Annotated in this window: 10 protein-coding genes; 9 read left to right on the forward strand and 1 reads right to left on the reverse strand. The window is 46.5% G+C overall.

Features of this window, described 5'->3' with window-relative positions:
• Positions 1 to 302: 302 nt before the first annotated feature.
• Entirely contained in the window at positions 303 to 1,436 is a 1,134-nt protein-coding gene (locus tag VN447_RS05530) for a protease complex subunit PrcB family protein (RefSeq protein WP_325523649.1), read from the forward strand.
• Between the two features lie 128 nt (positions 1,437 to 1,564).
• Positions 1,565 to 2,743 (forward strand): PP2C family protein-serine/threonine phosphatase, encoded by a 1,179-nt coding sequence (locus VN447_RS05535; RefSeq protein ID WP_325523651.1) that lies wholly within the window; start codon positions 1,565 to 1,567, stop codon positions 2,741 to 2,743.
• Here the strand turns inward: VN447_RS05535 and VN447_RS05540 are convergent.
• Complete coding sequence (locus VN447_RS05540) at positions 2,730 to 3,848, reverse strand: HD-GYP domain-containing protein (RefSeq protein ID WP_325523654.1); 1,119 nt, start codon at positions 3,846 to 3,848, stop codon at positions 2,730 to 2,732. The two genes, VN447_RS05535 and VN447_RS05540, sit on opposite strands and share 14 nt — an antisense overlap.
• 142 nt (positions 3,849 to 3,990) lie before the next feature.
• Between VN447_RS05540 and VN447_RS05545 the strand changes: the two genes are divergently transcribed.
• From VN447_RS05545 to prmC, 7 genes are all read left to right on the forward strand, one after another.
• Positions 3,991 to 4,812 (forward strand): carbon-nitrogen hydrolase family protein, encoded by an 822-nt coding sequence (locus tag VN447_RS05545; RefSeq protein WP_325523656.1) that lies wholly within the window; start codon positions 3,991 to 3,993, stop codon positions 4,810 to 4,812.
• 30 nt (positions 4,813 to 4,842) lie between these two features.
• Positions 4,843 to 5,433, forward strand: coding sequence for a LysE/ArgO family amino acid transporter (locus VN447_RS05550; protein ID WP_325523658.1), 591 nt, complete (start codon positions 4,843 to 4,845; stop codon positions 5,431 to 5,433).
• 143 nt (positions 5,434 to 5,576) lie between these two features.
• The gene (locus tag VN447_RS05555) at positions 5,577 to 7,655 is read left to right on the forward strand and encodes a diguanylate cyclase (protein WP_325523660.1); all 2,079 of its coding nucleotides are present in this window, start codon (positions 5,577 to 5,579) and stop codon (positions 7,653 to 7,655) included.
• A 201-nt stretch (positions 7,656 to 7,856) separates the two neighbouring features.
• The gene (gene rpmE, locus VN447_RS05560) at positions 7,857 to 8,066 is read left to right on the forward strand and encodes a 50S ribosomal protein L31 (RefSeq protein ID WP_325523662.1); all 210 of its coding nucleotides are present in this window, start codon (positions 7,857 to 7,859) and stop codon (positions 8,064 to 8,066) included.
• Between the two features lie 134 nt (positions 8,067 to 8,200).
• Complete coding sequence (locus tag VN447_RS05565) at positions 8,201 to 9,037, forward strand: DUF1385 domain-containing protein (RefSeq protein ID WP_325523669.1); 837 nt, start codon at positions 8,201 to 8,203, stop codon at positions 9,035 to 9,037.
• Entirely contained in the window at positions 9,030 to 10,097 is a 1,068-nt protein-coding gene (gene prfA / locus VN447_RS05570; protein ID WP_325523664.1) for a peptide chain release factor 1, read from the forward strand. The genes VN447_RS05565 and prfA overlap by 8 nt, the downstream gene beginning before the upstream one ends.
• 1 nt (position 10,098) lies before the next feature.
• A complete protein-coding gene (gene prmC, locus VN447_RS05575; RefSeq protein WP_325523666.1) occupies positions 10,099 to 10,959 on the forward strand; it encodes a peptide chain release factor N(5)-glutamine methyltransferase in 861 nt (286 codons plus the stop codon).
• The last annotated feature ends 168 nt before the right edge of the window (positions 10,960 to 11,127 follow it).

Consider the following 11,127-nt stretch of genomic DNA (forward strand, 5'->3'; position numbering starts at 1 on the left):
CACTGGTATCCTTTTATTTGCGTACTTGTACTCGATTTTGCCCACAACCGACTTTTTGCCCCAAACGGCTCTGCACCGGGATGGTATTACTGCTTAAAACATGGCATTCTTCAGTGGTTTCGGACGGTTCTCTTGAGTCAATTTTTTTGCCTTTGGGTGACTCAAAAGAACCGTCCCCTTGAGTCTGGGAAGTTTTTCTTTTGTTAATGACGTTACTTTTGTGGAGCTCGGGGCGTTTAATTAGATGAGTTGACTAAAGAGTCAGTTGACATAGATGAATGAAAACGAGAGGGGATAAAAATATGAATATCAATAAGAAACAAATAAAATTTATTTCCGCTGTCACCGGTCTGGCAGTGCTTACAGCTGCAACCTCCTTTGCAGCCCTGCCTGAGCAGGCAGCAGCTAAATGGCTGAATTCGACGCGCACTATGAGTGAAGTAGAGGGGCAGTTACTACAGACCGGGAGTGCAACTGCACTATTTGACGAAGCTGTAGACAGCCGGATTCCATTGCAAACACAAGAAGGCAAGATGCTTCAAATCCCTATTAAACAGGGAGTCGTAGATGATAAACCGGCCGTAGTGCTCAAAGATACTGCGATTCAGGCCGGTATTATTAAAACAATCATTGTTTCCAGCCCAAACAAAGTTGATGTGGGGCCAGGGGTGGCGTACCTTGATTATGCTAAAGTCATTAAGTGGCAGCAGAATGTTGATGCAGGCTACGAACGCTGGCGTCTTGATCCCCTGCAAGTCGCCCATAAAGAAGGCAAAAACTATGGATTTACCGATAAAGATACCTTTACCATTGTTAAGCGCCTGGCGCAAAGCGAGTTGTCCCGGCATGGTGAGATTCACGTCAAAGTAACCCATAACGGGAAAGACTACACTATGATTTTGGTTAAACCGTTTGGCGGTGGTGACGCCATTTGGACAACATACAAGGTAGTTGGCCAGTATAGACCGGCTCCGCCTGCCCAGACGACAGGTAAAACATTATTTTCCACAGACAAATATGCCGACTGGAGCTGGCATAAAGAAAGATATCTGAAGGATATGGCTTTTGCCACTGTCGTTGATTATAACTCCCAGCTTAACCAGGACAAGCGTATTCCCGAGAACGTTCTAAGCAAAGTAAAAGATATTGATTATAATAAAAAAGTAGTACTGTTTGCTTATCTCGGTACAGCCCCGTCAGGTGGTTACGGCGTTGGTATTGAAAAAGTAGTTATGAACGGCAACAAAATGACTGTTACCGTCCATACCAAGAGCCCGCGAGCAGGTTCGGCCGTAACGCTAGCTATTACCCAACCATCCGACTATGTAGTACTTGATAAAACGATCTTCGATATTTGGGGTGGAGTAGACATTACCTTTGTCGATCAAAACGGTAAAGTGTTAAGTAAAAATAAATTGACGATCTCTCATCGATAGAGAAAAGCGAGATTGCGCGCGTTTAGCGGAGCAATCTCGCTTTTATTTATGGTAACCTTCTGTGTTTTATCTGGCAGGAAAATATTATATAATAAGATAATAGTTGTTAATGAAGATGGAGGTAGTGAATGAATCCGAGCGTTTCTATACTGGTATTTTTGTTAATACTATGTGGTATGGCTTCTGGCTGGCTGTATAAACGAAATCGCCAAATGGCCAGACAGGTACAACAGCAACTGCAAGAAACTGCCCGCCAGGCCGAGGTGTTCAATGGGCGGAATGAGCGTTACCGCGCGCTTTTAAGACAGTCAACCGATGGAATCATTGTCTTAGATGCTGAAAACTGGCGAATTCAGGAGGCCAATGACCAGTTCAGACATATTATGGGCTTTGAGGAAGCTGAAGTAGTCTGGCTCCATATTAAGGATTTAGCGATTTCAGCTGATATTGTGGCCGATCTGGAGGCGGCATTAGCCACTGGTGAGAGCCGTAGTCAGCGGCATTTCCGGCGCAAAGATGGGCACGGCATTACTGTTGAGTTTTCGGCAACGCAAATCAGCTACAGCGATAAACAGGCTATTGTAGCTACTTTCAGAGATATTACTGAGTATGTTCGCCTGCAGGAGGCACTAAAACGGGACATAAAAACTGCCGGTCAAGTGCAGCGCAGTTTGTTACCTGCTGATCTTGATACCGGCCAAGTGAGTGTTCGGACCATATTTGAGCCCCATCATATGGTAAGCGGTGATTTTTTTCATTATACATTTATTAAAGGCGGCCATGTGTTAGCCGGCTATATGATTGATGTATCTGGTCATGGTTTGGGTACTGCCCTGCAGACGGCTGCCCTGAATGTGCTCATGCAGGAAGCCTATCTGTTGGAGGTGCCGCTCATTGATAAGGTACGGTGGATTAACCAGACGGTAATGCGTTATTTTACCGAAGAGACATTTGCCGCTATGCTTTGTTTTGAACTGGATTTTGACAGCAAAATACTTACTCTTGTACCAGCGGGTATTACCGGCTTTTTTGCTGCTTCTGGAGCACACCATGGTTTGTTAAAAACAGGCGGATCACTTTTAGGGATAATCCCGGAGCTTGACATTACCGAATTTCTGCTGCCGGTAAAGCCTGGCGATACTTTTTATTTTGTGACAGACGGCATATTGGACCTGGTCGAAGTCAATGGCTTCCCTGATAACATGGACCTCTGGGACTTTGACAGGACTGCCAATTGGTTTAATCAGCTAATCAAAACCAGCCGGCGTTGGGATGATGCTTCAGGTTTGTTTATCAAGCTAAGCTAGCATCTAGGTCTAATATTTCAGCCGGGGTGAAGATTTTATCAATAAAAGTTGTCAGATGTTTGGTTAAATCGATTTCGGGACCGTCTTTTTGTCTGCGGCCGTCGGCATCAACAATCACTTTTAGGATTGGCCGGGTTTGCAGTCCGGGGATTACCCTTGTTACCAGCGCAATTTCGCCGCTGCTCAGTCTGACTATGCTGTCTAGCGGATAAATGGCAATTTGACTCAGAAAGGTTTTTAAAATGACAGGGTCAAAATGTGTATTCGCAAGTGACATCATGATTTCATATGCTTCGTGTGGCAGTGAGCCTTCTTTGTAAGGTCTGTCTGAGGTAATGGCGTCATAAACATCAGCAATGGCCACAATCCTGGCATACTCATGAATATCTGAACCGCCTAAACTTCGTGTGTAACCACCGCCGTCAAATTTTTCATGATGCTGGAGGGCGACATGTGAGGAAATGAGCGGGATTTCACTTTGACGGCGGAGAATATCAAAGCCATAGTCAGGATGCTGCTCCATGACTTTTCTTTCCTCGGCAGTGAGGGGACCAGGCTTTATTAGTATTTCTTTGGGAATCAGCATTTTGCCTGTGTCATGCAGCAAGGCTCCCAGCGCCAATTCTCTAAGCTGGAGGATATTATAGCCTAGTTGCACACCTGTGAGTGTTGATAAAACGCAAACATTGACCGAGTGACCGAAGGTATACCCGTCCCGTGAGCGAATATCAGTTAGATGAATCATCGCGCCCCTGTTCTTAATGACTTCATCAATAAGAAAGCCAGCTGTTTCTTTAAATTGCTGCGAATCTAGCTGACGGGTGGCTGAGAGGTTTTGAAACGCCGTATGCACAACTTGAACGGCTTGTACCCGTGTCTCTTCACGGACAACTTCCGGGATAGTATCGATGATGTCACTATCCGCCATCTGATCCGTAAACGGATTCTTTATATATACACTTGTCAGGTCAAACTGTTGCAACCGTTCAATATATGCATTGTTTAGTATTGTGCCGGTGCCTAAGAGCAGCACGCCTTCAATGCTGAAAACGTTGCGGGCTACGATCATACCGGGCTGTAGTCTAACTGTGGCAACTTTTTGCATGAATGTGAAGGAGCCTCCCTATATATTTTAACTTGTTGCTTATTCGACAAACTATGCTAATAAATCCTTCAGTCGGGTTGTTGTTTCAAAAAAAATCCCACTATTTCATATTAGATGGTGAATTTTACTTGGAGGGGTGTTTATGTCGGTGTTTATAGTAGGTATCTGTCAAATGGGGGTTATATCTGATAAGTCGGCCAATATTGACAGAGCGCGTCGCATGATTGGTGAAGCGGCGGCTATGGGAAGCCGTTTGGTAGTACTGCCTGAAATGTTTAATTGTCCCTATCAATCGGAACTATTTCCGGAGTATGCAGAAAGCTACCCGGACGGACCAACAGTGGCCATGCTAGCTGAGAGCGCTGTCCAATACAAGGTGATCGTGGTGGGCGGCTCAATTCCTGAACGGGATGAGGCCGGCAATATTTATAACACAAGCTTTATCTTTAATGAACACGGTGAATTGATTGGTCGTCACCGTAAAGTTCACTTGTTTGATATTGCGATTAAAGGCGGTACTATATTTCAAGAATCCAAGACACTGGCCGCCGGCAGCAACATGACAGTCGTAAAGACCTCGCTGGGGACAATCGGTGTGGCTATCTGCTACGATGTTCGCTTTCCGGAACTGGCTCGGGCAATGACGTTAAAAGGCGCACAAATTTTGATTTATCCGGCGGCCTTCGGTCCAGTAACCGGTCCGGCGCATTGGGAACTGTTAATGCGGGCGCGTGCAGTGGATAATCAGGTATACGTCATTGCTGCAGCGCCGGCGCTGAATGCTGCCGCTGAGTACGAGGCCCATGGGCATTCAATGATTGTAGATCCCTGGGCTAGGGTGCTGGCAGTTGCTAATGAGGCGGAAACGGTAATCACAGCAAAGATTGATTTTAGAACACTGGATAAGGTGCGAGACGAGTTACCTCTACTTAAGCACCGGAGACCAGAGCTATACGAAGACTGATTATTCCAGTTAGTCTCAGGGGGAGAGGAAATGGAACCATTTATCCATGGCATTATCTTAGCTTTTGGGCTTATTTTACCGTTAGGTGTGCAAAACTTATTTGTCTTTAACCAAGGCGCACTTCAGAACAGCCTCTGGCAGGCGATGCCGGCTGTTGTGACAGCCGGGGTGTGTGATACTCTGCTTATTTTGGCAGCAGTACTTGGGGTATCGCTGGTAATTTTAAGTTTTTCCTGGCTTAAGATGACATTACTGGGAGTTGGTTTTGTCTTTTTAGCCTACATGGGATGGGTATCCTGGCATAGCAAGCCGGATAGCCGTCACACGGCCGGCGGGAGCGGCATGCCCCCCGCCAAGCAGATTATGTTTGCAGCATCGGTATCACTATTAAACCCGCACGCCATTCTTGACACGATTGGGGTTATCGGCACAAGTTCATTAAACTATGCTGGCAGCGGTAAAGTATTGTTTACTGCTGCGTGTATAGCGGTCTCGTGGCTATGGTTTTTCGCGCTGGCACTTGCCGGACGGATTATTGGCGATCTAGACGCCACCGGAAGGATGTTGTGCCTTATGGGAAAGTTTCAGCGGTGTTCATCTGGGGCGCTGCAATATATCTAGGTTATGGAATGGTGAGCGGCCTTTGAAAGCCGGTCACCGTTTTTTTGCAGCTATTGTGCAGGATTACCGGATAATTTAGAGAATTAACTAAGCTTAAATGGAAACTTCTTATATATAATAGTATAGCAAAAGGCGGTAAAAAGGTGCCACTACGGGAAAAAAGCATCATCATTATTGGCTTGACGCTATTTTTGCTGCTGTTTAGTATATTTCTTACCGCTGATACCATCCTGGTTAATGGATATCAGCAGTTGGAAAAAAGTGATACTGAACGCAATGTAAAGCGAGCGATCAAAGGGGTAGAAAACGAAGTTGCTTCTTTGGAGAGTATAGTCAGGGACTGGGCACAGTGGGATGATAGTTATCATTTTATTGAGAGTGGTAGTCAGGAGTTTATTGATGCCAACTTTGTAGACTTGACGTTTATATCGCAGCGTATAAATGTTATCATGTATACTGACCTTGATGGACGCATTGTGTATGCCCGTGCGTTTGACTGGGATAAACGTGAGGACGCGCCATTAACTGATGAAGTGGCCGCCAAACTTGCCGCTGTAAAACCGAAGCCCAATAGCACGCCTTTTTCGGGAATTAACAAAGGTGTGTTGAACTTGCGTGAAGGCCAGATGCTGATTGCAGCAGGGGCCATTTCTGACAGCACTGGTAGTGCCCCTTCCCGGGGAGTACTGCTTATTGGGCGCTATGTGACTTATGTGGAAAAAGAGAAAATATCTGAATGTGTTCAGCTGCCTATTGATTTTGGCAGCTGGGATGGCGATCTGCCGGCTGATTTCGTTGCAGCTCAGGACTATTTGTCTTACCGCGATGAAGTATATGTCAATCCTGTTGATAAAAATTACATGGCCGGATATGCTGTATTGCCTGATATATTCGGTCAGCCTGCCTTGTTGATGCGGGTATTAGTAGCAAGGGAAATCTCACATCAGGGGCAGCAGACTCTTAATTACTTTATTGCCATGCTGCTGGTTGCCGGTTTGATATTTGGTATTGTCATGCTTACTCTCATAGAACGGAAGGTACTCAGTCGATTAACTCAGTTAAACGGTATTGTTGAGAAAATTACTAGAAGCAAAGACTTGTCTATTAGGCTGCCGGTAGCTGGCCGGGACGAACTAACCGAGTTAGCGACTAATATCAATAATATGTTGGGTTCCTTGGAAAAGGCGCAGACTAGGCTCAGGTATGTTGGCCGGCATGATACGCTCACAGGGCTTTATAACCGTGCTTTTTTTGAGGAATGCATAGCAAAGACCAAAGAATCCGTTGACAGTGTACAGGTACTTGTCGCCGATGTTGACGGGCTCAAATTGATTAATGACACATTGGGCCACACCAGTGGTGATGCCCTTTTACGCAAGGCGGCTGAAGTATTACAGCAGACATGCCCCCATGATGCCATCATTGCCAGATTTGGCGGCGATGAATTTGCCATAATTCTTAAAAATTATCCTGCTAAAGATGTCGCACAGTTGTGTAAGGAAATTAAAGAAGCTGTTGCTAGTGCCAACCACGAGACTCCGGGCTTGACACTCAGTATGTCGATTGGTTATGCAACAGGTACGCATCAGTCTAGTGATGCGGGCGAACTACTAAAAGAAGCGGACAATTATATGTATCGTGATAAACTGTTCCATAATCGCAGTACGCGCAGCGCCATTGTGCAGACATTAAAAAAAGCGCTTGAGGTGCGGGACTTTATCACTGACGGCCATGCAGACAGGATGCAGGATTTAGTGCGCTTACTAGGTACCGAGATTGGTTTTTCCGAAAATAGACTGTCTGAATTGCAACTTTTTGCTCAATTTCACGACATCGGGAAGGTGGGCATTCCTGATGGAATTTTGTTTAAGCCCGGCCGGCTGACTGCCGAAGAAACAGCCATCATGCGCAGCCACTCGGAAATAGGGTATCGTATTGCCCGGGCGGCGCCTGATTTGGTATTTATAGCTGACTGGGTGCTTAAACATCATGAATGGTGGAACGGCGGCGGTTACCCGCTTGGTCTCAAAGCAGAAGATATTCCTATCGAATGCCGTATCCTGGCTTTGGCTGACGCCTATGACGCTATGACCAATCAGCGACCATATCGGACACCACTGACTCAAGCCGACGCCATCGAGGAAATCAGGAGAAATGCCGGAGTACAGTTTGATCCTGAACTCACCGAAGTATTTATCACTATATTGCCAAAGTTGCAGTAAGATAACTTGCGTATTCTTGTCTTGATATGCTATAATTACTACGCATAAAGTGAAACTTACCTCCAAGGCACTTAAATGGCCTGAGAGGCTTAGTTGAACCTATCCAGGAGCTTGCCCACCTATTTCTCTGCAAAAGCGGGGTATTCGTGGCGATCAGCTAGCGGATAAATTTAAGTGGCTTTAAAAAGTGAGGTGCAAGACGTGCAAGAAAAAATTCATCCTAAATTCAGTGAAGCTAAGGTAGTTTGCGGCTGTGGCAATACATTTATGACTGGTTCAGTTAAAAAAGAACTGCGTGTAGATGTGTGCTCTAAGTGCCACCCGTTCTATACCGGTCAACAGCGCCAGATAGCAGCCGGCGGCCGTGTAGAAAGATTCAACAAGCGTTATGGCAGCAATACCCAAGAATAATTGCAGCTTGGCTAATTGAACAACAAAAAGGCAGCAGAGCAGGAATGCTCTGCTGTACTTATAAATAAAGGAGGGCGGGTATCGTGAGTGAAAAGAAGCCTTTTGTCGGCGGCCAGGCCGTAATCGAAGGGGTTATGATGCGCGGGCCGGAATATATCGCCACTGCAGTTCGCGAACCGTCCGGCACCATTACCGTTCAAAGGGAACGTCTGACCTCGATAACGGACCGTTATCCTATTTTAAAGAAACCAATGCTGCGAGGCGTTGTGGCATTAGTCGAATCATTGGTATACGGTCTAAAAGCATTATCGTTTTCAGCTCAAGCGGCAGGTGAGGAAGAAGAAGCACTGTCAACTAAGGAAATTGCTATGACCATGGTGTTCTCACTGGGGCTGGCGATCCTGTTGTTTGTCGTTATTCCTACCTATGCTGCCAAATATATTCATAGCGCCGTAACTGATCCCCGTTTATTAAATACCTTTGAGGGAATTTTACGGTTGGCGATTTTTTTCTTGTATATTCTGGGAATATCACTAATGAAAGATATTCAGCGCGTGTTTCAATACCACGGCGCTGAGCATAAAACCATCCACGCGTATGAGGCAGGACAGGAACTGACGGTAGAAAATATCCGGAAGCACAGTCGCCTGCATCCCCGCTGTGGCACCAACTTTTTGCTCATAGTTATGGTAGTAAGTATTGTCATGTTTGCCTTTTTGGGTTGGCCGGATCTCTGGCTTAGGATTTTGTCCCGGGTCATTCTGCTGCCGGTAGTAGCTGGCATTGCTTATGAGATTATCCGGTTTGCCGGGCGAAGTCAAGCTCGGTGGGTAGCTTGCGCTATTACCCCTGGAATGTGGCTGCAGCAACTGACTACCCGTGAGCCAAGTGACGACCAAATAGAAGTGGCCATTGCGGCCTTAAACGCTGTGCGCCCTGACGAAGACTTAGAGGTGAAAACGAATGCTTGATAAGCTGCAGGCGATTGAAGATAAATTTATGGATTTAGAAGGACGAATCAGTGATCCAGCCGTGATGGCTGATATGGGCGAATGGCAGAAATTAACCAAGGCCCACAGCAAAATGGCTTCTATAGTAGAAAAATTTCGCGAGTACAAGAAAACACGGCAGGCCATGGATGATGCCCGTGAAATGATGAAAGATAAACTTGATGACGAGTTTCGCGAGATGGTTGAAGCCGAATATCTTGAGGCAAAGAGTAAAGTTGCGCCGCTCGAAGAAGAGTTGAGAGTTCTTCTGTTGCCGAAAGACCCCAATGATGATAAAAACGTCATTGTTGAAATCAGGGGTGGTGCCGGCGGTGATGAAGCGGCACTGTTTGCCGGTGATTTATTCCGCATGTATACCCGTTACGCTGAAAACCAGGGCTGGCGGGTTGAGATGCTTGACGCGAATGCTCCTGATTTGGGCGGTTTTAAGGAAGTTGTGTTTTCCATCCAAGGTGATGGCGCATATTCCAAGCTCAAGTATGAAAGTGGTGTACACCGTGTCCAACGGGTGCCAACTACTGAATCGAGCGGACGTATCCATACATCCACAGTGACAGTCGCTGTGCTGCCTGAAGCCGAGGACGTTGACATTGAAGTCAGTCAGAATGATCTCAGAATTGATACCTACTGCGCCAGTGGAGCAGGCGGCCAGCACGTTAATAAAACGGAATCGGCTGTGCGTATTACCCACTTGCCGACAGGCGTAGTGGTGCAGTGCCAGGATGAAAAATCCCAGCTCAAAAACCGTGACAAGGCTATGCGTGTGCTGCGGGCCAAGCTGTTGGAACTGGCACAAGCTGAACAGGCGGCTGAAGTAGCGGAAAACCGCAAAAGCCAGGTGGGCACAGGCGATCGTAGTGAGCGGATCAGAACGTACAATTTCCCGCAGGGCCGTGTTACTGACCACCGTATCGGCCTGACGCTGCATAAACTGGATTTTGTCCTAAATGGTGATTTAGATGAACTGATCTCAGCGCTGGTAACCACCGGACAGAGCGAGAAGCTAAAGGACGTAGAGTGAAATGACTGAACAGTGGACGATTAGTTCAATTTTAAATTGGACTAGGCAGTACTTTGGCTCCAAGGGGATTGATAATCCCCGCTTGGATGCCGAGGTACTGCTTTCCCATATCCTGGGCAAGGACCGGCTGTATTTATATACGAATTTTGATCAGCCGTTGACGCCCGAAGAACTGGCGGCTTATCGCGACACTGTCAAACGACGGGCTGTGCGTGCGCCGGTAGCTTATATCACCGGCTATAAGGAGTTTATGGGACTGAACTTTACGGTTAGTCCGGCTGTACTTATTCCCCGGCCAGATACTGAGATTTTAGTAGAAACAGTGCTCGGCCGCCTTGCCGCTGCTCAAGATCCATGTATCGCTGATTTGGGTACAGGCAGTGGTGCAATTATTATCAGTATTCTGACCAAACTAACTACAGCCATGGGTGTTGCTGTTGATATCTCAACAGATGCGTTGGCTGTGACTAAGGAGAATGCCGTCAGGCATGGTGTTGCTGAACGTCTGGAACTACATCAGGGCGACCTGCTCGCGCCGCTTTCGGGCAGAAAATTTGATGTTATAACGTCAAACCCTCCGTATATTCCAGATAGAGATATTGCCGGCTTGAGCGCCGAAGTGCGCCAAGAACCACGGTTGGCACTGGCGGGCGGGTCTGATGGTCTGGATTTTTACCGGCGCATTGTGGCTGAGGGCGCTGCGTATTTAAATCCTGGCGGTTTTATTGCCGTAGAGGTGGGAATTAATCAAGCCGGACCAGTGGCGGCGCTGGCTAATCCCGTCAGCAGTCTTAAGACTGAGGCTATTGTCAAAGATTATGCCGGAATAGATCGTGTAGTAGTCTTTTCGTTAAAACAGTGATTCGGAGGATGACTCAACAGAACCGTCCGAAACCACTGAAAAAGTCAAATATAAAGCGATATAGTCCCATTTTTGGTATAATATAGGTAGATATAAATGACGAAAGTTGGGGCTCTCGTATGTTTAAACTTAAGCCGAAACAATTGAGTCTATACACAATTTTATATA

The organism is Sporomusa sp. (assembly GCF_035561155.1).
Lineage (GTDB): Bacteria > Bacillota > Negativicutes > Sporomusales > Sporomusaceae > Sporomusa.

Bases quoted from the DNA above. Each gene is read 5' to 3' on its own strand.
- VN447_RS05530 (WP_325523649.1), top strand. From the start codon at position 303: ATGAATATCAATAAGAAACAAATAAAATTTATTTCCGCTGTCACCGGT.
- VN447_RS05535 (WP_325523651.1), top strand. From the start codon at position 1,565: ATGAATCCGAGCGTTTCTATACTGGTATTTTTGTTAATACTATGTGGT.
- VN447_RS05540 (WP_325523654.1), bottom strand. From the start codon at position 3,848: ATGCAAAAAGTTGCCACAGTTAGACTACAGCCCGGTATGATCGTAGCC.
- VN447_RS05545 (WP_325523656.1), top strand. From the start codon at position 3,991: ATGTCGGTGTTTATAGTAGGTATCTGTCAAATGGGGGTTATATCTGAT.
- VN447_RS05550 (WP_325523658.1), top strand. From the start codon at position 4,843: ATGGAACCATTTATCCATGGCATTATCTTAGCTTTTGGGCTTATTTTA.
- VN447_RS05565 (WP_325523669.1), top strand. From the start codon at position 8,201: ATGATGCGCGGGCCGGAATATATCGCCACTGCAGTTCGCGAACCGTCC.
- prfA (WP_325523664.1), top strand. From the start codon at position 9,030: ATGCTTGATAAGCTGCAGGCGATTGAAGATAAATTTATGGATTTAGAA.
- prmC (WP_325523666.1), top strand. From the start codon at position 10,099: ATGACTGAACAGTGGACGATTAGTTCAATTTTAAATTGGACTAGGCAG.